Source organism: Pseudomonas sp. YH-1, from assembly GCF_051990045.1.
GTDB lineage: Bacteria > Pseudomonadota > Gammaproteobacteria > Pseudomonadales > Pseudomonadaceae > Pseudomonas > Pseudomonas nicosulfuronedens.
In genome coordinates this window covers 4,580,707-4,601,047 of the sequence record NZ_CP178184.1, presented here as the reverse complement: position 1 = coordinate 4,601,047, position 20,341 = coordinate 4,580,707, and the positions used below count along the sequence as shown (strand labels likewise).

General features: G+C 67.2%; 18 protein-coding genes. 6 read left to right on the top strand and 12 right to left on the bottom strand.

Features of this window, described 5'->3' with window-relative positions; translation table 11 throughout:
• Positions 1-123 precede the first annotated feature (123 nt).
• A complete protein-coding gene (locus ACKI1H_RS21050) occupies positions 124-897 on the top strand; it encodes a class II aldolase/adducin family protein (protein ID WP_440466209.1) in 774 nt (257 codons plus the stop codon).
• Between the two features lie 82 nt (positions 898-979).
• Positions 980-2,008, top strand: coding sequence for an ABC transporter substrate-binding protein (locus ACKI1H_RS21045; RefSeq protein ID WP_440466208.1), 1,029 nt, complete (start codon positions 980-982; stop codon positions 2,006-2,008).
• A gap of 128 nt (positions 2,009-2,136) precedes the next feature.
• Here ACKI1H_RS21045 and ACKI1H_RS21040 read toward each other — a convergent pair whose 3' ends face one another.
• The 3 genes from ACKI1H_RS21040 to ACKI1H_RS21030 all read right to left on the bottom strand — a co-directional run bounded on the left by ACKI1H_RS21040 (position 2,137) and on the right by ACKI1H_RS21030 (position 6,355).
• Positions 2,137-2,763, bottom strand: a complete 627-nt coding sequence (locus tag ACKI1H_RS21040; protein ID WP_440466207.1) for a class I SAM-dependent methyltransferase — start codon at positions 2,761-2,763, stop codon at positions 2,137-2,139.
• Between the two features lie 136 nt (positions 2,764-2,899).
• Positions 2,900-4,675, bottom strand: coding sequence for an acyl-CoA dehydrogenase C-terminal domain-containing protein (locus tag ACKI1H_RS21035; RefSeq protein WP_440466206.1), 1,776 nt, complete (start codon positions 4,673-4,675; stop codon positions 2,900-2,902).
• 57 nt (positions 4,676-4,732) lie between these two features.
• On the bottom strand, positions 4,733-6,355 hold the full coding sequence (locus ACKI1H_RS21030; protein ID WP_138524887.1) for an acyl-CoA synthetase: 1,623 nt from the start codon (positions 6,353-6,355) through the stop codon (positions 4,733-4,735).
• 204 nt (positions 6,356-6,559) lie between these two features.
• On the opposite strand from ACKI1H_RS21030, the gene ACKI1H_RS21025 reads away from it, so the two are divergent.
• The 4 genes from ACKI1H_RS21025 (at position 6,560) to ACKI1H_RS21010 (ending at position 10,715) form a co-directional block, all read left to right on the top strand.
• Complete coding sequence (locus tag ACKI1H_RS21025) at positions 6,560-8,806, top strand: PAS domain-containing sensor histidine kinase (protein WP_440466205.1); 2,247 nt, start codon at positions 6,560-6,562, stop codon at positions 8,804-8,806.
• Positions 8,807-8,817: 11 nt separating this feature from the next.
• Positions 8,818-9,450 carry a response regulator transcription factor gene (locus ACKI1H_RS21020; RefSeq protein ID WP_425467726.1) on the top strand — a complete coding sequence of 211 codons (633 nt, stop codon included), beginning with the start codon at positions 8,818-8,820 and terminating at the stop codon, positions 9,448-9,450.
• Positions 9,451-9,602: 152 nt separating this feature from the next.
• On the top strand, positions 9,603-10,322 hold the full coding sequence (locus tag ACKI1H_RS21015) for a 2OG-Fe(II) oxygenase (RefSeq protein ID WP_440466204.1): 720 nt from the start codon (positions 9,603-9,605) through the stop codon (positions 10,320-10,322).
• 39 nt (positions 10,323-10,361) lie between these two features.
• The gene (locus ACKI1H_RS21010; protein ID WP_138524879.1) at positions 10,362-10,715 is read left to right on the top strand and encodes an SH3 domain-containing protein; all 354 of its coding nucleotides are present in this window, start codon (positions 10,362-10,364) and stop codon (positions 10,713-10,715) included.
• 27 nt (positions 10,716-10,742) lie between these two features.
• On the opposite strand, the gene ACKI1H_RS21005 is transcribed toward ACKI1H_RS21010, so the two are convergent.
• From ACKI1H_RS21005 to dkgB, 9 genes are all read right to left on the bottom strand, one after another.
• Entirely contained in the window at positions 10,743-12,203 is a 1,461-nt protein-coding gene (locus ACKI1H_RS21005; protein ID WP_440466203.1) for a mechanosensitive ion channel domain-containing protein, read from the bottom strand.
• A gap of 61 nt (positions 12,204-12,264) precedes the next feature.
• Positions 12,265-12,882 (bottom strand): histidine phosphatase family protein, encoded by a 618-nt coding sequence (locus ACKI1H_RS21000; protein WP_440466202.1) that lies wholly within the window; start codon positions 12,880-12,882, stop codon positions 12,265-12,267.
• A 135-nt stretch (positions 12,883-13,017) separates the two neighbouring features.
• Positions 13,018-13,977, bottom strand: a complete 960-nt coding sequence (locus tag ACKI1H_RS20995) for an HlyD family efflux transporter periplasmic adaptor subunit (RefSeq protein ID WP_440466201.1) — start codon at positions 13,975-13,977, stop codon at positions 13,018-13,020.
• Positions 13,978-14,184, bottom strand: a complete 207-nt coding sequence (locus tag ACKI1H_RS20990; RefSeq protein ID WP_045207441.1) for a DUF1656 domain-containing protein — start codon at positions 14,182-14,184, stop codon at positions 13,978-13,980.
• Positions 14,174-16,339, bottom strand: coding sequence for an FUSC family protein (locus tag ACKI1H_RS20985; protein WP_138524871.1), 2,166 nt, complete (start codon positions 16,337-16,339; stop codon positions 14,174-14,176). Before ACKI1H_RS20985 ends, ACKI1H_RS20990 begins: the two co-directional genes overlap by 11 nt.
• A 103-nt stretch (positions 16,340-16,442) precedes the next feature.
• On the bottom strand, positions 16,443-17,348 hold the full coding sequence (locus tag ACKI1H_RS20980; protein WP_440466200.1) for a LysR substrate-binding domain-containing protein: 906 nt from the start codon (positions 17,346-17,348) through the stop codon (positions 16,443-16,445).
• Between the two features lie 154 nt (positions 17,349-17,502).
• On the bottom strand, positions 17,503-18,285 hold the full coding sequence (locus ACKI1H_RS20975; RefSeq protein ID WP_440466199.1) for an SDR family oxidoreductase: 783 nt from the start codon (positions 18,283-18,285) through the stop codon (positions 17,503-17,505).
• A gap of 150 nt (positions 18,286-18,435) precedes the next feature.
• Positions 18,436-19,461 carry a zinc-binding dehydrogenase gene (locus ACKI1H_RS20970; protein ID WP_440466198.1) on the bottom strand — a complete coding sequence of 342 codons (1,026 nt, stop codon included), beginning with the start codon at positions 19,459-19,461 and terminating at the stop codon, positions 18,436-18,438.
• Between the two features lie 58 nt (positions 19,462-19,519).
• Entirely contained in the window at positions 19,520-20,323 is an 804-nt protein-coding gene (gene dkgB, locus ACKI1H_RS20965) for a 2,5-didehydrogluconate reductase DkgB (RefSeq protein WP_440466197.1), read from the bottom strand.
• Between the last annotated feature and the right edge of the window lie 18 nt (positions 20,324-20,341).

Here is a 20,341-nt window from a genome sequence, read left to right as displayed (position 1 = left end):
TAACAGCACTGCAATTTCTGCGTTGTCCCTGTGCATGGTGCGGGCCGGGCGTGACCAGCACACTCGGTCACGTGAAGCGGCAAACTGCCGCACCGCCTGAAAGAACAACAAGGACCGCCCGTCATGCGTGACACAGCTTACAACATCGATCCGTCGAGCATTTCCGCCGAAGAGTGGCAGGCGCGCTGCGACCTCGCCGCGCTGTATCGGCTGATCGCGCACTTCCGCTGGACCGATCACATCGACACCCACATCTCGGCGCGGGTGCCGGGCGAGCCGGGGCACTACCTGATCAACCGCTACGGCGTGCTGTTCCACGAAATGCGTGCCTCCGACCTGGTCAAGGTCGACCACGCCGGTGACGTCATCGACCCGCGCTTCGGCCCGAAAAGCGTCAACCGCGCCGGTTTCAACATCCATTCCGCCGTGCACGCCGCCCGCGAAGACGTGGCCTGCGTGATCCACACCCACACGGCTGCCGGCATCGCGGTATCTGCCCAGGAAGACGGCTTGTTGCCGATCAGCCAGCACGCGCTGAAGTTCTACAACCGCCTGGGTTACCACGACTACGAAGGCATCGCCCTGGACCCGGGCGAGCGCTCGCGCCTGGTCAACGACCTGGGCAGTCATATGGTGATGATCCTGCGCAACCACGGCCTGCTGGCTACCGGGCGCTGTATCGCCGAGGCCTTCAACCAGATCTACTTCCTCGAACGCGCCTGCCAGGCGCAGGTCCAGGCCCTGGCCGGCGGCCGCCAGCTGCGTTATCCGCCGCACGCCGTGTGCGAGCGCGTTGCCGTACAGGAAGAGGAGGCGTTGACCGACGGTCTGCACCTGCTGGCCTGGGAGTCGGCGCTGCGCCTGATCGAGGACGGTGAGGCCGTCTACCGCACCTGACCCTGTTATCGTGCCCCGGTCCGCAGAGACCAGGCGCCTGCGTGCTTGAACCATCTGCCAACAACAATGCCAAGAGGTGGAAATGAAAAACCCGATTCTGGGAGCCCTGCTCATGGGCGTGGCGTCCGGCGCCATGGCCGCTGACCTGACCGTGATCTCCTTCGGCGGTATCAGCAAGGACGTACAGACCGAAGCCTTCTACAAACCCTTCGAGAAAAAGGAAGGGATGAAGGTGATCGCCGGCGAGTACAACGGCGAAATGGGCAAGATCAAGGCCATGGTCGACACCGGCGGCGTCAACTGGGACGTCGTCCAGGTGGAGGGCCCGGAGCTGCTGCGCGGCTGCGACGAAGGCCTGTTCGAGCATCTGGACCCGTCGATCCTCGGCAAGGCCGAGGATTATGTACCTGGCACCCTCTCCGACTGCGGCGCTGGCCTGCTGGTCTGGTCGATGGCCATGGTCTACGACGGCAAGCGCCTCGCCAACGGTCCGACCGGCTGGCAGGACTTCTGGGACACCCAGAAATTCCCCGGCAAGCGTTCCCTGCGCAAGGGCGCCAAGTACACCCTGGAGATCGCCCTGCTGGCTGACGGCGTCAAAAAGGAAGACCTGTACAAGGTGCTGGCGACGAAGGAGGGCGTGGACCGCGCCTTCAAGAAGCTCGACGAGATCAAGCCGTCGATCCAGTGGTGGGAGTCCGGCGCGCAGCCGATGCAATTCCTCGCCAGTGGTGACGTGGTCATGAGCACCGCCTACAACGGCCGCGCCTTCGCGGCACAGGAAGAGGGCGTGCCGATGAAGGTGGTGTGGAACGGCAGCCTGTATGCCATCGACTCCTGGGCGATCCCCAAGGGCAGCCCGAACAAGAAGGCCGCCGAGGACTTCATCGCCTTCTCACTCTCACCCGCGCAGCAGAAGATCCATACCGTGAAGCTGGGCTACGGCTCGGTGAATCTGGGTACCACCCAGCTGATCGATCCCAAGCTGGTCGAGCGCCTGAACACGGCGCCGGCAAACCTGGACCAGGCGGTACCGGTGAACTTCGAGTTCTGGGTCGACCATGGCGAAGACCTGGAGCAGCGCTTCAACGCCTGGGCGGCGAAGGGCTGATCGGCGGTTCAGCGCGGGTGACAACACCCGCGTGATCAAGTCGCTGGTGTGGCTCGCCCCTGAGAGGAGTCGTGTTCCCCTGCAGGGGCGGGCCCTGCCTGCGATCCGCCGGTAGAGCTGGCGTCAGTTCAAGCTTTGCGCCACACGCTCGCCAGCCACGGCTGCTGCTCTCGCGGCAGGCCTTCCGGGCGGTAGTAGTGTTCCAGTTCGCGGAACCCCGCGTCTTCCAGCACACGGGTCCAGTTCTCCAAGTCGTGGTAGGAGCCATAGCGGCCGCCGTTCCAGCCTTCCTGGTTCTCCCCGCGCGGGTTGGAGCTGAACAGCACGCCACCGGGTTTCAGTGCCGCATGCAGCTGACCCAGCACGCGCGGCAGCTCGCTGCGCGGTACGTGGAACAGGCTGGCATTGGCATAGATGCCATCGAAGCGCCCGGCGGGCAGGTCGAGGGCGAGGAAGTCCTGCTGCCAGACCTCGCAGCCGCTCGCCTCGCGGGCCATGGCGACGAAGTCGGCGCAGCCGTCCAGGCCGACCGGCTCATGCCCCATTCCCTTCAGTGCGCACAGGTCGCGCCCCGGCCCACAGCCGAAATCGAGCAGCACGAAAGGCGCCTCGCCCTGAATGTGCCGCAGCAGCGCGGCGATGTTCTGGGTGACGTCGTGGTCCCAGGTGCCTTCTCGGAAGGACTGGGCGCTGTCCTGATAGTGCTGCAGGGTGACACGGGAAATGTCACGCAGAATCGGGTTTTCGTTACTCATGACGCAGGCCGGTGGCGAGTGGGTGCCTTCATTCTACGTGGGCCACCCGCATTCGCCGAGACGAAAAAAAAGCGCGGCGCAACCCGTCAGGGCTGGCCGCGCAATCACGCTCAACAGAATGAGGCGACGCAGGTCGTCAGAATTGCTCGGCGCGCAGCTCGAACAGACTGTCGCTGCCGGCGCGGATCGAGCCGGCCAGGGACTCGGTGCGCGGCAGCAGGCGGGCGAAGTAGAAACGCGCAGTGGCCAGCTTGCCGCTATGGAAGTCGTCACCCCGGCCCAGACTGGCCTGCGCCATGCGTGCCCAGAGGTAGGCGTAGGCGGTGTAGCCGAACAAGTGCAGGTACTCCACCGAGGCGGCGCCGATCTCCTGCGGCTGGCTGGCGGCGCGCTCACGTACCTGGCGGGTGACGGATTCGAGCAGGTCCAGCGCATCCAGCAACGGCGCGGTAAAGGCGCCCATGGCGGTGCCGTCGGTTGCGTCGGCGAAAGCGCGGATTTCTCCGGCGAACAGGGCGAGCGCCTGGCCGCCGTCGGCGATCACCTTGCGGCCTAGCAGATCCAGCGCCTGGATGCCGTTGGTGCCCTCGTAGATCTGCGCGATGCGCACGTCGCGCACCAGCTGCTCCTGGCCCCATTCACGGATGAAGCCATGGCCGCCGAACACCTGCTGGCCATGGATGCAGCTTTCCAGCCCGGTGTCGGTGAAGAAGGCCTTGGCGACCGGCGTCAGCAGCGCCACCAGTGACTGGGCCGACTCGCGTTCGGCGGCATCTTCGGCGTACTTGGCGACGTCCAGCTGCTGGCCGACGTAGGTGGAGAAGGCGCGGCCGCCTTCGGTCAGCGCTTTCATGGTCAGCAGCATGCGACGCACGTCGGGGTGCACGATGATCGGGTCGGCGGCCTTGTCCTTCGCCACCGGGCCGTTGGCGGCGCGGCTCTGCAGCCGCTCGCGGGCGTAGGTGACGGCGCTCTGGTAGGACATCTCGGCGCAGCCAATCCCCTGGATGCCGATGGACAGGCGCTCGTAGTTCATCATGGTGAACATCGCTGCCAACCCCTTGTTCAGCTCGCCGACCAGCCAGCCGGTGGCGCCATCGAAGTTCATCACACAGGTGGCCGAGGCCTTGATGCCCATCTTGTGCTCGACCGAGCCGCAGGAGACCGCGTTGCGCGCGCCCAGTGAGCCATCGGCCTGCACCAGGAACTTGGGTACCAGGAACAGCGAGATGCCCCGCGAGCCCGCCGGTGCGTCGGGCAGCTTGGCCAGCACCAGGTGGATGATGTTGTCGGTGAGGTCCTGCTCGCCGCCGGTGATGAAGATCTTGGTACCGGTGACACGGTAGCTGCCGTCGGCCTGTGGCTCGGCGCGGGTGCGGATCAGCCCCAGGTCGGTGCCGGCATGGGGCTCGGTCAGGCACATGGAGCCGGCCCATTCGCCGGCATACATCTTCGGCAGATAGGTGCTCTTGAGGGCTTCCTCGGCGTGGGCATCCAGCGCCAGGCAGGCGCCGGCGGAGAGGGTGGAGTAGAGGCTGAAGCTGGCGTTGGCGCCGTACATCATTTCCTCGAACTGCACCGAGAGCATCTTCGGCATTCCCATGCCGCCGTATTCGGGGTTGCCCGCCAGGCCGACCCAACCGCCCTCGGCATAGGTCGCGTAGGCCTCGCGGAAGCCGGCGGGCGTGCTTACCACACCGTCGGCGAAGTGCACGCCTTCTTCGTCGCCGCTGCGGTTGAGCGGGGCGAGCAGGCCGCCGGTGATCTTCGCCGCCTCTTCGAGGATGGCGTCGGCGGTGTCGGCGTCGATGCGTTCGGCCAGCGCCGGCAGGCGCGCCCAGAGGGCGGGGGCGTCGAACACGTCGTCGAGCAGGAAGCGCATGTCGCGCAGGGGAGCGTGGTAGTCAGGCATGGCGAACTCCGGCGCTCCCCGCTGCGGGGAGCGCACGATGGCTGGCGGAAGGTGGGGTCAGAGGGCGTTGGCCCAGTCGCGCAGGACGAACTTCTGGATCTTCCCGGTGGAGGTCTTGGGCAGGTCGGTGAATACCACGGTACGCGGCACCTTGAAGCCGGCCAGATGCTCGCGGCAGAAGGTCATGATGTCCTGCGGCTCGACCGCCGCGTGCTCAGCCTTGAGGGTGATGAAGGCGCAGGGCGTCTCGCCCCAGCGTTCGTCGGCACGGGCCACCACGGCGGCTTCCATCACGGCCGGGTGACGGTAGAGCACGCCCTCGACCTCGATGGTGGAGATGTTCTCGCCGCCGGAAATGATGATGTCCTTGAGGCGATCGCGGATCTCCACGTACCCGTCCGGGTGCCAGACCGCCAGGTCGCCGGTGTGGAACCAGCCGCCGGCGAAGGATTCCTCGGTGGCGGTGGGGTTCTTCAGGTAGCCCTTCATCACGGTGTTGCCGCGCATGAAGATCTCACCGATGGTCAGGCCGTCGCGCGGCACCGGCTCCAGGGTCTTCGGGTCGGCGACCATCACGCCTTCCAGGGTCGGGTAGCGCACGCCCTGGCGCGACTTGATGCGGGCGCGTTCGTCCAGCGGCAACTCGTCCCATTCCTCGTGCCAGGCGCAGACGGTCACCGGGCCGTAGACCTCGGTCAGGCCGTAGACATGGGTGACCTTGATGCCCATTTCCTCCACTGCGCCGATCACCTTGGCCGGCGGAGCCGCGCCGGCGACCATGGCGTGCACCGGGTGGTCGATGGCGGCCTTGGCCGACTCGGGCATGTTGATCAGTGCGTTGAGCACGATGGGCGCGCCGCACAGATGGGTGACCTGGTGCTCGCGGATCAGCGTGAGGATCTTCTGCGGGTCGACCCGGCGCAGGCAAACGTGGGTGCCGGCCAGCGCGGTAACGGTCCAGGGATAGCACCAGCCGTTGCAGTGGAACATCGGCAGGGTCCAGAGGTAGACCGGATGCTGGCCCATGGACCAGGTCATCTGGTTGCCCAGCGAGTTCAGGTAGGCGCCGCGGTGGTGGTAAACCACGCCCTTGGGATTGCCGGTGGTGCCTGAGGTGTAGTTGAGGGAGATGGCGTCCCATTCGTCCTGTGGCCACTGCCAGGCGAATTCCGGATCGCCCTCGGCGAGCAGCGCCTCATAGTCCAGCGGGCTGACCGCATAACCTTCGCCGTACTCGGGGTCGTCCACGTCGACCACCAGCGGCGGGTGATCGAGCATCCCCAGGGCGGCGTGGATCACGTCGCAGAACTCGCGGTCGGTGATCAGCACCTTGGCTTCGCCGTGCTGCAGCATGAAGGCGATGGCCTCGGCATCCAGGCGCACGTTGAGGGTATTGAGTACCGCACCGATCATCGGTACGCCGAAGTGCGCCTCGATCATCTGCGGGGTGTTGGGCAGCATCACCGCCACCGTGTCGCCGCGGCCGATACCGCGGGCGGCGAGGGCGGAGGCCAGGCGGCGGCAGCGTTGGTAGGTTTCTTTCCAGGTGCGGCGCAGGCTGCCGTGGATGATGGCGGTACGCTCGGGGTAAACGTGGGCGGTACGTTCGATGAAGCTCAGCGGCGACAGCGCTATGTGGTTGACGGCCGCGCGCGGCAAGCCCTGTTCGAAGATCGACATGTGGACACCCTGTGGCTGATTGTTAGCTCATTGTTCTGTTGTGACCCGTGGAGCGCTTGGCAGCAGGCGGGTCGTGACCGGTGCGGCAGTCTGTCGCCCGGTCATTGCGGCGTTTTATAGCAATGTCGAATTAGATATGGAAGTTAAACCTAAGGCGTATGGTATAACTACTATATTCAATTGAAGTGCCTTCGAGCCTCCTCCATGTCCGAGCTGAATACCCTGGTGCGCCTGGTCCGCGAACAAGCTCCCGTCGCCGTGCAGGCGGACACCCTGCAACGGCTTTGTCTCGAGCGAGACGGTGTGTCCCGTGTGCTCTATGTCGAATGGCAAGCGCGCAGCCAGAGCTTCGAAGCCCTGGCCGGTGCCTCGCGCCTGCCGCCGGGCAGTGGTGACCCTTTGCAGGCCAACGACCTGGCGCTACTCGGGGGGCTGGGCAAGCGTGAACGCTTGTCGCTCGGCGAATTGCTCGACGTACCGTGCTGGCTCAGCGGCCGCCTGCGCCGCGCCGGCTGGAGCCAGGGGCTGGCGCTGGTCCTGCCGTTGCGGGCCGAAGCGCCGGGGTTGCTGCTGGTGGAAAGTGCCGATGCGGACGCCGAGGATTGGCTCGGCTGGGTCGGCGAGCTGCTCGGGGAAGTGCTTGCCCTGGCGCATCAGGCGCGGCGTACGGCGCCGCTGCTCAGTGCTGATCCGCAGCCAGCGCTGGTGCTGGACGAGGCGGACGTGCTGGTGGATTGCAACCAGTCCCTGCGCCAGTTGCTCGCCGACTTCCCCGGCAGCGAGCCGCGCGACCTGCTGCCCAGCAACCATGCGCAATTGCTGCGCACCTGCCTGGAACAGGGGCGGGCGGTGCACGAGGTGACCGGCGAGCGCGAAGGCCGGCAGTTTCTCTGGACCTTCGTGCCGATGCCCGGCGAGCGGCAGGTGCTGGTCCACGGCCGCGAGGTCACTGCTTCGCTGCGGGAACAGCGTGAGGCGGCGAGAGCCAGCCGGCTGTACCGGCAGATCATCGAGAACACCACCGACCTGATTTCCCGTCGCACCCTCGACGGCCGGCTGCTCGACGTCTCGCCGGCCTCCTGGACGCTGCTCGGCTACTGGCCGGAGGAGTTGCGCGGCAAGGAGTTGCTGCCGCTGCTGCACGAACAGGACCGCCAGCGGGTGGCCGAGCGCACGCGTGACGCGCTCGTGCAGGACGGCTACGTGACCCTGACCTACCGCTTGCGCCACCGCGACGGCCATTACCTGTGGTTCGAGACCGCCAGCCGCGCCATTCGCGAGACCTATACCGGCCATGTCATGGAAGTGGTCAGCGTGTCCCGCGACATCACCGCGCGGGTGCAGGCCGAGGAAGGCTTGCGGCGCCTGGCCGAAGTGGTCGAGGCCAATACCGACCTGGTGCTGTTCGTCGATCCGGGCGGACGCGTCACCTACCTCAACCCCTCGGCGCGTCGTGCCCTGGGGCTGGACGGCGAGGCTCTGCCTGCGTCCGCTGCGCAGGTGCTGGACGATGGTCTGCTGGAGCAGTTGGAACAAGAGGGCTGGGAGAGCGCACGGCGCAGCGGCGTCTGGAGCGCCGAAGGCCGCCTGCGCGGCCGCGATGGCGCGCCGTTGTCGCTGGTCCTGCTGGCGCACAACGCAGCAGGCGGCGAGTGCTACTACTCGCTGGTGGCCCGTGACATGACCGAACGCGAACTGCGCGAGAACCAGCAACGCCGGCATCAGGACGAACTGGCGCATACCGCGCGCCTGGTCACCCTGGGCGAACTGGCTTCGGGTATTGCCCACGAGATGAACCAGCCGCTGGCCGCGGTGATGAACTACGCCAGCGCCAGCCAGCGCTACCTGAAATCCCTCGACAGCCAGCCGGAAGCCGCACAGCGTGTGGCCCAGGGACTGGCGCAGATCGTCGAGCACACCGCCCATGCCTCGGAAGTGATCCGCCGCCTGCGGGCCTTCCTGCGCAAGGGGCAGCGGCGCATGCAGGCGCTGGACCTGAACCAGGTGGCGCGCGCTGCGCTGGGCCTGTGCGCCTGGGAAGCGGCCAGCGTGAAGGTGGCCATCGGCGAGGCGTTCACCGACAATCTGGCGCCCGTCTACGCCGACCGCGTGTTGCTGGAACAGGTGTTCCTCAACCTGTTGCGCAACGCCGTCGAGGCCAACCGCGAGCGCCATGCCGGCGAGCCCTCGAAGGTGCGCATCGGCAGCCGCCGCGACAGTGACGGGCAGCTCTGCGTCTGGGTGGAAGACGAAGGGCCGGGGGCCAGTCCGGCGGCGTTGGAGCAGATGTTCACGCCGTTCTTCACCAGCAAGCCCGAAGGCCTGGGGTTGGGGCTGTCCATGAGTCGTGGCATCGTCGAAGGCTTTGGCGGCACGCTGGAGGCCGTGGCGGCGCCAACCGGCGGCCTGCGCCTGGAGTGCCGGCTGCCCGCAGGGAAAACCGAACAATGACGGAGACAGTGATGGAAACGGCGGTGGTGTATGTGGTGGATGACGACCAGCGGATGCTCGACTCGACCGTCTGGCTGCTGGAGTCGGTCGGCCTGAAGGCGCGGCCATTCACCAGCGGCCGCGAGTTCCTTGACGCCTGCCCGAACGATGCCCACGCCTGTGTGTTGCTCGACGTACGCATGCCCGGTCTGGGCGGCCTGGCAGTACAGGAAGAAATGCGCCGGCGCGGTCTGGAACTGCCGGTGATCTTCGTCAGCGGCCACGCCGACGTGCCCATCGTCATCCGTGCCTTCAAGGCCGGCGCGGTGGATTTCATCGAGAAACCCTACAACGAGCAACTGCTGCTGGACAGCGTGCAGCAGGCGCTCAGTTCCCGCGAGCACCAGCGTGCCTCGCGGTCCGGGCTGGGCGAGCTGGAGGAGCGCCTGGCAGCCCTGACGCCTCGCGAGCGTGACGTGTTCCTGCCGCTGGTGCGCGGTTACACCAGCCGCGAAGTGGCCGAGCAGCTGGACATCAGCGTCAAGACCGTGGACCTCTACCGTGCGCGGGTGATGAAGCGCATGCAGGCCGGGACCTTGTCCGATCTGGTGGGCATGGCGATCGCGGCCGGGCTGGTCGATCCGTTGCAGTTGCGCCCGGAGTAACCGGTTTACCGGAGGCATTCACCGACAGGGGCCCCATGGGGGCGATCGCGAGCACGGCCTGCTCCTGCAGGGCAAGTTTGAAAGCCGGGCTCGGGGTGCGGCGGATCAAGGGGCGACCCTAGACTGAGGCATAGTCTTTACGGACCGCTGCCATGACCTCCACACGAAGCCTCGTCGACCTGATCTCCGCCCTCGATTGGCCGGCGCTGGCCCGGCAACTCGACGCTGACGGACACGCACTGATCCCCGGCCTGCTGGACAGGGCGCAGTGCGAGACGCTCCGCGCGCTCTACGACCAGGACGGACCCTTTCGCAGCCGCGTGGTGATGGCCCGGCACAATTTCGGCCTGGGCGAGTACCGCTATTTCGCCTATCCCTTGCCGGCGCCGCTGCGGGAGCTTCGCGAAGGCTTCTATCCGCCGTTGCGCGCCATCGCCAACACCTGGCAGGAGCGCATGGGCACAGGCGTTGAATACCCGCCCGACCACGCCAGCTACCTCGACCAGTGCCACGCTGGCGGCCAGCGACGGCCGACTCCCTTGCTGCTGCGCTACCGCGCCGGCGACTACAACTGCCTGCACCAGGACCTCTACGGGGAGCTGGCATTCCCACTGCAGGTGGCGATCCTGCTGTCCCAGCCTGGTGAAGAGTTCGCGGGTGGCGAATTCGTCCTCACCGAGCAGCGCCCGCGCCTGCAGTCGCGGGCGACCGTTGTGCCGTTGCAGCAGGGCGACGCGGTGGTGTTCGCCGTCGCCCAGCGCCCGGTGCGGGGCGTGCGCGGCTATCACCGGGTCAACCTGCGCCACGGTGTCAGTCGCGTGCAGACCGGCGAGCGCTTCACTCTCGGGGTGATCTTCCATGACGCTTTGTGAGGAGTAGCATGGATCGGTCCAGGGAACCGGGAGATCGACATGCACTACGAAGTGATTCAACGCCACCGCAGCGAATACCCCGCGCCGATCACTTTCGCCAAGGGCGCGCCGTTGTTCGTCGGTGAGCGCTACGAAGGCGCCGAGGGCTGGGAAGACTGGTACTTCTGCTCGACGCCCGGTCAGCGCGAGGGTTGGGTGCCGGCGCAGGTCTTCAACATGACCGCGCCGGGCGCCGGGGTGGCGATGGAGGACTACACCGCACGCGAGCTCGACGTGGAGGTGGGCGAGCGGCTGGAAGGCGGCCGCGAGCTGGGCGGCTGGCTCTGGTGCGTACGCTCGGGCGGCGACGCCGGCTGGGTGCCGCTGGACTGCCTGCAGGAAGTCAGCGCCTGATCCCGCAACGCCTGATCTGCAATAGGGTCAGGCCTTGTAGCGGCGTCCAGCGTGCTGTTTGAGCCAGGCCATCAGCCCGCGTTGCTGCACCACCGTGGGTTGCTCCACCAATAGCGCGGCGCTGGCCTTCTGGCGGAAATCGAGCAGACGGCTCATGGCCTCTGCGATCTCCTGGCGTGCCTCCATGCAGGGGGCGAGGGTTTCCTTGTCGATGTAGTAGGCGGCGCCGTCGCTGATGGCGGTGAACTGCGCCTGCCACCCGGAACCCGTGAGCACGCCGGCCTCGCCGAAGACTTCGCCTGGTCCCATGCGGCCGGCCTCGATGGTCTGGCTGTCGTGGGGCAGGGTGACGCTGACCACGCCGGAGTCGATAATCAGCAGGCGGTCGCTGACGTCTCCCGGCGCCAGCAGTACTTCGCCGCGCTTGAACGGGCGGCGCTGCATGCGCTTCGCCAGTTCGTCGCGCTCTTCGTCACGCAGGGCGTCGAACAGGCCCGAGCGCACCAGCAACGCCCGCGCCCGCGATGCGCTCTCGCGCATCGGCGCGTCGGCCTCGGCCAGCAGGTTGATGCCGGCGGCCTGCAGGTGACGGTAGGCGAGGTCGAACAGCTGGTTGCGCACCTCGCGCTTTTCGCCCATGGCGGCGACGAAGCCGCTCATTTCGTACTCCACCCCATCGGGCGCGGACTTGCGCACGCTGACCGCCGGTGCGGGATTGGCCAGCAGGGCGCGGCAGCCGCCGAGGGCGTGCTCCAACGCCTCGACCACCTTGCGCGGGCGGATGTGCGGGCTGACCGTCAGGCTCACGCTGACGCCGTAGAGGTTCGCCGGGCGGCTCAGGTTGAGCACCTTGGCTTTGGCGGCCAGGGAGTTGGGCACCACGGCCAGTGTGCCCTGGGACGTCTGCAGGTAGGTGGAGCGCCAGTCGATCTCGGTGACCTTGCCCTCGATGCCGTCGATGGAGATCCAGTCGTCCAGCTGGTAGGGCTTGGTGGTGTTCAGCACGATGCCGGAGAACACGTCGCTCAGCGTGCTCTGCAGCGCCAGGCCGAGAACGATGGCAACCACCCCGGAAGTGGCCAGCAGGCCCTTCACCGGCAGCTCCAGCACGTAGCCGGCGGAAGCGATGATGGCGACCAGGAAGATCAGCGCGCCGACGACGTCCTGCAGCAGCCGCCCGCCGTGGCCGATGCGTTGCACCAGGAGGAAGCCCAGCACCACTGTCAGGCAACGCGCGGCGAACAGCCACCAGACTATCTGCACGGCCGTGGCGACCATGTGGCTGGGCAGATCGTCCGGCCAGGGCGCGGCACGCAGCGGGTTCATCCCGGCGTTGAACAGCAGCAGGCTGAACAGCAGGAAGCACAGGACGCGCGTTGCCAGCCGCCAGTGTGGATGGGCTGCGCCGACCAGCCGCCAGAGCAGCAGGTCGATCAGCAGCAGGACGGGAGCGGCGAACAGTGGGTGGCTAGTGAGCAGGGCGGGCATCGAGCCTCTCCTTGGAGCGATCGCAAGAAGATGGCACAGAAAGCGCTTTCTGGCAGCGGCCTCAGCTCGGGTTGTGCGAGTTCACCAGCTTCAGCCACTCATCGGTCTCGACTTCGCCGGCGATGCGCAGCTTCGGCTCGCTCTCGTCGAACAGCACCAGGGCGCTGCCGTACTCGGGGGTATCGGTCTCGCGCACCTTGAGGTTTTCGCGCAGCAGGTCGAAGCATTCGCTGTGGGTGACCAGCACCAGGTTGCGGTGCGCGTCCTTGTGCTGGCGAATCTGCTCGGCGAGGTCGCCGTCCTTGCAGGTCAGCAGCCAGTCCTGGCGCGCCACGTTGCGGTCGAACATCAGGTCGGCGGTCTGCACGGTGCGGTTGGCCGGGCTGCTGTAGATGTCGGTAGTGGTCAGGCCCAGGCGGCCGATGCTCTCGCCCATGCTCTTGGCCAGTGCGGCGGCGCGGGCGGTGATGCCGTCGGCGGCACCGAGGCATTCGGCGGTGGATCGGTCGCAACGCTCCATGTGGCGCACCAGCAGGACGACTCCGCCACGGGCCCAGTTCTGCGCGAACAGGCTGCTGCTCGGCACGTCTTCCAGTGGCGTGGGCAGCGAGCGCCAGGCAACCAGGGCGAGAGTGGTGCCGGTCAGCAGGGAAACGGCCAGAAGGCGAAGGCGGGGCAAGGGTCATCCTCGTGCGCAGGCGTCCGCGCGGGATGCGGGAAGCTGGAGGCATGCTGCACCGGGAGGGTGACAATCACGCGATGGGTTGATGACGGGGCGGTGATGAAAGTTCCCCTGCCCATCGGAAGACCGGGGCTAACGGGCGCTTTCGACCACGCTGACGGTGGCTGTGGTGCCAGCGCGAAGGCGGTCGCGGCCCTGGTAGGCCGGGTCGATGGCAATACGCACGGGGATGCGCTGGGCGAGTTTCACCCAGGTGTAGCTCGGGTTGATGTTGGCCAGCAGGCGCGCGCCGGGGGCGTTCTCGCGGTCGGTGATGGCGAAGGCGATGCTCTCGACGCGGCCGTCGAAGCGCTCGCCGCTCATCAGTTGCACGTCCACCCGGTCACCCTCGCGGATGCGCGGCAGCTTGGTTTCCTCGAAGTAGCCGCCGACATAGAAGGAGTCGCTGTCCACCAGCGCCACCAGCGAATGGCCAGCGGTGGCGTAATCGCCGGCACGGGTCAGCAGGTTGGTCACGTAGCCGTTCACCGGCGCCACCACCTGGGTGCGCTCAAGGTCCAGGCGTGCCTGCTTCTGTGCCGCTTCGGAGAGGGCCACATTGGCTTGCGCCAGACCCAGGTTGGCCTGCTCGCGCAGCAGCTGCGCTTCGGCCACGGTGACGTCGGTCTGGGCCTTTTCCCATTCCTCGTTGGAGATGGCCGAGCGTGCCTTCAGCGCCCGGCGGCGGACTTCTTCGCTATGGCGCTGCTGCAACAGCGCCTGATTGGCAGCGATGGCGGCCTGGGATTGGCCGAGTGCGGCGCGGGCGACCTCCACCGCGCGGTCGGTGTGCAGCACCGCCAGTTCGTAGCGCGCCGGGTCGATGGTCAGCAACAGTTCGCCCTTGCGGACGTGCTGGTTGTCCTTCACCCGGAGTTCGACGATGCGTCCGGTGACGTCCGCCGAGAGCGTCACCACGTCGGCGCGCACCCGCGCGTCGCGGGTCCAGGGCGCGCGCGTGTAGTAGGTCCAGGCGAAGTAGCCGAGGATCAGGGCTAGCGTGACCACGGCCAGGGTGATCAGCGGCGGCAGGGCTTTGCGCAGGCTGGTCATTCAGTGCAGCGCTCCCATGAGCAGGATCAGGCCTGCGCAGATGCAGGCATAGAGCGCGCCTTCGAACAGCGCTTCGTGCCAGACCAGGCGCAATACACCGAGGCGACGCAGGCTCCAGTCCAGCAGCAGGAAGATTGGCAGGGCCAGCAGCAGCGCCTGGGCCAGTGGTGGCAGGTAGACCCCGCCCAGCTCGATATCAACGGGCATGCAGCGCGGCTTCCCCGTGGTCGTCGTGGAGGACGGCGGATTCGCCGTAGAGGTCGCGGAAGCGTTCCAGCAGATCGGCGGCCACCAGCAGCGCCACGCCGCTGACGAACACCGGGCGCATGGCATCGCCGCTGGGGTAGTTGCCATGGCCTTGCAGCTCATCCAGCTCGTTGCCCAGCTCGCGCATGGCGGGCAGTACCCGCTGCAGCGGAGCGGCGGGAGGCTGATCGAGGCAGGCGGCGAGTTCGTCCAGCAGTAGCGACAGGCGTTCGCGCAGGGCCTGCGGCAGGCCGTTGGGGTTCAGGCTCTCGCGGCGCAGCTGGTGCAGCACCACGCCCAGGGTCATGCTCGCCAGGCTGCACTGGAAGCGCTCACCGGACTGGCTGTCGCGCGCTGCCGGCAGCAACCCGAGCATGATCGCCAGGCGATCCACCATGCGGCTCTCGAACAGGAAGCGGCGCGCCTCGCTGGGCTTGGACAGCAGCACCGAGCGCACTTCGGCACGGGTGCGGCGCGATTGGCGGCGCAGGCGCGCATCGGCGTCGAATGGGAATACCCAGGCGTACACCAGCAGGGCCAGCACGCCGGCGCTGACATAGCCACCGGCGAACTCGAACCATTGCAGCGAGGTATTGATCCACGCGCCCTGGTTCTGCGGGCCGACCAGCAGGAAGGTGGACAGCCCCAGGCCGATGCCGATGCCGGCAGTCTGCGGGTTGGCCAGGCCCACCGCGATCACGTAGAGCAGAGGAACCAGGAACAGCGCGAGCATCTCGAAGTCGCCGACGCTGGGCAGCAACAGGAATTGCAGCAGCGCCGCCGCCACCAGCGCCATCGCCAGCCCGCGCATGTAGGCCAGGCTCGCCATCAGCGGGCGCGGGAAGGTGGCCAGTAGCGAGCAGAGGATGCCGACCAGGATCATCCCGGCGCGGGCGCCGTCCCAGGCGGTTTCGATCCAGACCCAGCCAGCGCAGCAAAGGGCGACGAAGGCGCGGGTGGCGTTCATCGCGGCGAGATGGAAATCCAGGTGCAGGGCGTGGGCCTGGCTTTGCGGGTAGGAGCTGCTGCCAGGGCGACCTTCCTGAATCGCTTCGCTGAGTTCGATCATCTCGTCCAGTTGCTGCATCAGCCGTGCCTGCTCGAAACGCAACGCCCAGGCCAGGGAGCGCAGCGACGTGGGCAGACCGTCGGCGAGTTCTTCGGCCTGCCGCGCGGCGGCGTCGAAGCGCTGGCGCAGCTGGGTGATGCGCTTGCGGGTGGAGCCGGGCAGGTCGCGGCCGAACTCGGCCAGCTCGGCGAGGCAGGCCAATTCATCTTCGCGCAGGCGTCGCACGGATTCCGGAAGCGGGCCGCTCAGGCGCGCTTCGATCAGCTTGCGCTGGCGCCGCAGGATCGCCAACCGCGAAGTCATCAGCACCAGCTGGTTGGCCAGCTGCTGCACCAGCTCATCGGCGCCGCGCAGCCGCGGGGCGTCGAAATACAGATGGCGACGCAGCATCTCCAGGGCGGCGATCTCGCCCAGCAGTTGTTTCTGCCGTTGCTGGAAATCCTCCTCCAGCTCATCCCCGCGGATCACCGCGGCGGCGTGCACGGCGATCAGGCGGATCAATTGGTCAACCTTGGCGAAGTAGCCCCGCGCCACGCTCTGCGGGCGAGCGAAGAACAGGCTGACCAGGGTCACGCAGGCCACGCCCAGCAGGGTTTCGGTGACACGGGTGATGGCCAGGGTATAGGTCGATTCAGGCGCCGGCTGGGCCAGCAGCGCGACAATCACTGCCGTGAAGCCGCTCAGCACGAAGGCGTGGGAGTGGGTGAAGCGCATCAGGGTGCCGCCGGCCGTGCAGATCGCCAGCCACAGCGCCAGGGTGACGATGAAAGGCAGCGGCGCCTGGGGGAACAGCGCCATGATGGCCACGGCGACCATGGCGCCGATGGTGGTGCCGATCACCTGGGCGAAGCTTTTCTGCAGGGTCATGCCCGCCAGCGGGGTGCTGATGATCACCACCGTCATGGTCGCCCACTTGGGCTGGTCAAGGTCGAGCAGGAACGCCAGGTACAGCGTCAACAGCCCCGCGAGCACGGTGCGCAGGGCGAACAGCAGGGTATCGCGGCCAGGATGGATGATGGCGCGCAGGTACAACAGCATGGGAGACATGCCAGGCCCTCTGGTCTCGGCGGGGCGGCACGGCGTTGCAGCGCGGTGCCGGCGAACCCTGATCAGTGTGGTCGAGGATCGCCGGCTTTGCGGGATTTTTCCTTCAGCCGGTGGCGTGCAGCGATTGCGCCAGACGCTCCTGGATGAAGTCGAGGAAGCACTGGATGCGCAGCGCCAGCTGCGAGTTGCGGTAGTACACCGCATGGATCGGCTGGCGGCGTTCGCTGGTCATCTCCGGTAGCACGTGTACCAGGCGACCGGCACGGATGTCATCGCAGGTCATGAAGCTGGCGAGGCAGGCGATGCCCTGGCCACCGATGGCCAGCTGGCGCAGGGTCTCGCCGCTGGAAGCGGACAGCGACGGCTCGACCGTGAGGGTGTCGCCGCCGGCGTGGCGGATCGGCCAGACGTTCAGCGCCTCGGGCTGGGTGAAGCCCAGCAGCGAATGGCCGAGCAGCTCTTCCAGGTTGGTTGGGGCGCCGTGGCGCTCGAGGTAGTCGGGAGCGGCCAGCAGGTTCAGGCGGCTGCTGCCCAGCGGGCGGGCATGCAGGCTGGAGTCGGCGAGGTGGCCGATGCGGATGGCGATATCGGTGCTCTGCTCCAGCAGGTCGATGTTGAGGTCATTGGTGTTGAGCTGCAGCTCGATGTCCGGGTAGCGCTCCCGGAAGGCGCCGATGTGCGGCACTACGGCGTGCAGCATGAACGGCGAGGCGGCATTGATCCGCAGGCGCCCGGCCGGGGATTGCTGGCGCAGGGCCAGGCGTTCTTCCAGGGCGTCCATCTGTTCGAGGATGTGGCGGGCGTTCTCGAGGAAGAATTCACCTTCCTCGGTCAGCTTCATGCGCCGCGTGGTGCGGTTGAGCAGGGTGGTGCCGAGCTTTTCCTCCAGCTTCGACAGCGCCCGGCTCACGGCCGAGGGCGTCAGCCCCAGCTGTTCGGCGGCGGCGGTGATGGAGCCGCAGTCGATCACCGTGGCGAAGGTCTTGAGTTCGTCGGAGTGGGCTTTCATCGGTGGGCCTGTTCGGGAGCGGCGGGATGGATTGTAGAGAGTTGCCGAGCTCGGAGGGTTGCTTTTGTAGGAGCGAGCTTGCTCGCGAACCGCGTCGTGGCAGGGTGTTCGCGAGCAAGGACTAGGCGTCCCCCTCGGTCCTACGAAGAGCCCGTCAGTACGTCCCCGGATAGGCGCCGCCATCCAGCAGCAGGTTCTGCCCGGTCAGGTAGCCGGCGTGGACGCTGCAAAGGAAGGCGCAGAAAGCACCGAATTCCTCGGCGCTGCCGAAGCGCCCGGCGGGGATTTCCTGTTTGCCGGCCTCCACCAGTTCGCCTTCGTCGCGGCCGCCGAGGGTCGCTGCGCGGTGGTAGCCGCTGCGCAGGCGGTCGGTGTCGAAGGAGCCCGGCAACAGGCCATTGATCGTCACGTTGTTGCCGGCAACCTGCGGCTGGCGGGCAACGCCGGCGACGAAACCGGTCAGGCCGCTGCGCGCGCCGTTGGACAGGCCGAGGGTGGCGATGGGCGCTTTCACCGAACCGGAGGTGATGTTGACGATGCGTCCGAAGCCGCGCTCGGCCATGCCGTCGATGGTGGCCTTGATCAGTTCGATGGGCGTGAGCATGTTCAGCTCCAGGGCGCGCAGCCAGTCTTCGCGCTCCCAGTCGCGAAAATCACCGGGCGGCGGGCCGCCGGCATTGTTGACCAGGATGTCCACCTGCGGGCAGGCAGCGATCAGTGCGGCGCGCACCTCCGGCTGGCTGATGTCGCCAGCCACTTCGCGTACTTCCACACCCAGCTGGCGCAGTTCGGCGGCGGTGGCGGCCAGGGTGTCGACGTCGCGGGCGTTGATCGCCAGGTTCACGCCTTCGCGGGCCAGCGCCAGGGCACAACCCTTGCCGAGGCCCTTGCTGGCGGCGCAGACCACGGCCCAGCGGCCCTTGATGCCCAGATCCATGTTGTTCTCCTGTGTATTTGCCCGGGGAGTGTCTTTGTAGGATGGGTGGAGCGCAGCGATACCCATGCTGCGGGTACACGGCATTGATGGGTATCGCTGCGCTCCGCGCCATCCTACGACGTGTTCGTCCTGTGAAATGGGGGCCGTCGGTCAGGCGATGACCGCTGGCGCCGGCAGGCGACTGATCCATTTACCGCTGCCTTCGCCAGACTTCAAGCGGCGCAGCGCCTGGGGCAGTTCGGCGAAGTCGAAGAACTGCTTCGCCGGCGCCTGCAGTTGGCCGTCGGCGACACCGTGCATCAGGTGTTCTGCACCGTCGTGCAGCTCTTGCCAGTCGAGGGTTTCGCCATGGGCATGGATGCTGTTCAGCGCCACTTCGTGCAATGAAATGGCGGTGCTGAAAGCCGGCAGCGGAGCGTTTTCCTGGCGGTCCTGAATGCACACCAGGTGGCCGTTGTAGCCCAGCAGCGGTGCCAGGCCGGTGGCGTGGTTGCCGCTGACGGTATCGAAGATGCCGTGCAGGCGGCGCGGACCGAGGGCTTCGAGCAGTTGCGGGGCCCATTGGCCGTCGCGGTAGTCGAAGACCCCGGCGACACCCAGTTGCAGCAGGTGCTCGCGGTGTTTCGTCGAAGCCGTTACCCACACACGCAGGCCGCGCTGCAGGGCAAGTTGGGCCAGCAGATAGCCGACCGCACCGCCGGCGCCGGTCACCAGTACGTCACGGTTGTTGCAGGCCGGCAGCTTGGTCAGCGCCTGCCAGGCGGTGAGGCCGGGGCAAGGCAGGCTGGCGGCGGTGGCGTCGTCCAGCGAGTCCGGAACCGGGTACACGGCGCGAGTACGCAGCAGCGTGTAGTGGGCGAAGCTGCCGCCGCGGGTCAGGGACTGGTGGTAGGCGACGCGGGTGCCAATGCGCAGGTTTGCGTCGCTGCCTACCGCGATGACGATGCCGACGCCATCCACGCCAGGCACCTGGCCCGGCTGCCAATCGTCGCGGCCCCAGTCGATCATCTTCCAGTCCACCGGGTTCAGGGCGATGGCGGTGTTGGCGACCAGCACCTCGTCAGGGCCGGGCGTGGGCAGCGGCAGGCGAGTCAGGCTCAGGCCGTCGATGCCGGCGCCGGGCGTCCAGGTCCAGGCTGCATAGTCATTTGCGCAGATAGGGTCGGGGGCGCTCATGGGTACTCCTTGGAAACGGCAAAGCCGCCCCGAGGGGCGGCTGTCAGGCAGTTGCGGATCAATCCCAGGCCGGAGCCAGGCTTTCCGGGCTGGTGATGCGCTCGTTGCGCTCCAGCGCGGCGATGGCAGCCATGTCGGCATCGGTCAGGCGCAGGTCGACGGCACGCAGGTTGCCTTCGAGGTTCTCGCGCTTGGTGGAGGATGGGATCACCGAGTAGCCCAGCTGCATGGCCCAGGCCAGGGTGACCTGCGCCGGGGTGACGCCGTGGCGCTTGGCGATGCCGATGATCACTTCGTCGCCGAGTACCTTGCCGTAGCCCAGGGTCATGTAGGACGTGATGTGGATGCCCTGGCTCTGGGCGAAATCGACGACCTTGCGGTTCTGCAGGTAGGGGTGCAGTTCCACCTGGTTGGTGGCGATCTGGCCGCTGCCCACGGCAGCGATGGCTTCCTGCATCAGCGCAATGGTGAAGTTGGACACGCCGATCTCGCCGGTGAGGCCCTGGGCCTTGGCTTCGGCCAGGGCGCCCATGAACTCGGCGACCGGCACTGCGCCGTTGGGCGACGGCCAGTGGATCAGGGTCAGCTCGACGCGGTCGGTGCGTAGCTTGTGCAGGCTGTCCTTGAGGCTGGGGATCAGCTTGTCGGCGGCGTAGTTCTCGGTCCAGATCTTGGTGGTCAGGTACAGCTCGTCACGCTTGACCTTGGCGCCGGCAATGGCTTCGCCGACGTCGGCTTCGTTGCCGTAGATCTGCGCGGTGTCGATGGCCCGGTAGCCCAGGTCCAGCGCGGTGCGGATGGAGTCGATGACGGTCTGGCCCTTGAGGCGGAAAGTGCCGAGGCCGAAGGCGGGAACGCTCATGGGAAGTCTCCTTGGTCG

Excerpts from the sequence above, each read along its gene's own strand:
- ACKI1H_RS21045 (WP_440466208.1), top strand. The coding sequence starts at position 980 with ATGAAAAACCCGATTCTGGGAGCCCTGCTCATGGGCGTGGCGTCCGGC.
- dkgB (WP_440466197.1), bottom strand. The coding sequence starts at position 20,323 with ATGAGCGTTCCCGCCTTCGGCCTCGGCACTTTCCGCCTCAAGGGCCAG.
- ACKI1H_RS21030 (WP_138524887.1), bottom strand. The coding sequence starts at position 6,355 with ATGTCGATCTTCGAACAGGGCTTGCCGCGCGCGGCCGTCAACCACATA.
- ACKI1H_RS21025 (WP_440466205.1), top strand. The coding sequence starts at position 6,560 with ATGTCCGAGCTGAATACCCTGGTGCGCCTGGTCCGCGAACAAGCTCCC.
- ACKI1H_RS20995 (WP_440466201.1), bottom strand. The coding sequence starts at position 13,977 with ATGACCAGCCTGCGCAAAGCCCTGCCGCCGCTGATCACCCTGGCCGTG.
- ACKI1H_RS21010 (WP_138524879.1), top strand. The coding sequence starts at position 10,362 with ATGCACTACGAAGTGATTCAACGCCACCGCAGCGAATACCCCGCGCCG.
- ACKI1H_RS21020 (WP_425467726.1), top strand. The coding sequence starts at position 8,818 with ATGGAAACGGCGGTGGTGTATGTGGTGGATGACGACCAGCGGATGCTC.
- ACKI1H_RS20985 (WP_138524871.1), bottom strand. The coding sequence starts at position 16,339 with ATGTCTCCCATGCTGTTGTACCTGCGCGCCATCATCCATCCTGGCCGC.
- ACKI1H_RS21015 (WP_440466204.1), top strand. The coding sequence starts at position 9,603 with ATGACCTCCACACGAAGCCTCGTCGACCTGATCTCCGCCCTCGATTGG.
- ACKI1H_RS20970 (WP_440466198.1), bottom strand. The coding sequence starts at position 19,461 with ATGAGCGCCCCCGACCCTATCTGCGCAAATGACTATGCAGCCTGGACC.
- ACKI1H_RS21040 (WP_440466207.1), bottom strand. The coding sequence starts at position 2,763 with ATGAGTAACGAAAACCCGATTCTGCGTGACATTTCCCGTGTCACCCTG.
- ACKI1H_RS21005 (WP_440466203.1), bottom strand. The coding sequence starts at position 12,203 with ATGCCCGCCCTGCTCACTAGCCACCCACTGTTCGCCGCTCCCGTCCTG.
- ACKI1H_RS20990 (WP_045207441.1), bottom strand. The coding sequence starts at position 14,184 with ATGCCCGTTGATATCGAGCTGGGCGGGGTCTACCTGCCACCACTGGCC.
- ACKI1H_RS21035 (WP_440466206.1), bottom strand. The coding sequence starts at position 4,675 with ATGCCTGACTACCACGCTCCCCTGCGCGACATGCGCTTCCTGCTCGAC.
- ACKI1H_RS20980 (WP_440466200.1), bottom strand. The coding sequence starts at position 17,348 with ATGAAAGCCCACTCCGACGAACTCAAGACCTTCGCCACGGTGATCGAC.
- ACKI1H_RS20975 (WP_440466199.1), bottom strand. The coding sequence starts at position 18,285 with ATGGATCTGGGCATCAAGGGCCGCTGGGCCGTGGTCTGCGCCGCCAGC.
- ACKI1H_RS21050 (WP_440466209.1), top strand. The coding sequence starts at position 124 with ATGCGTGACACAGCTTACAACATCGATCCGTCGAGCATTTCCGCCGAA.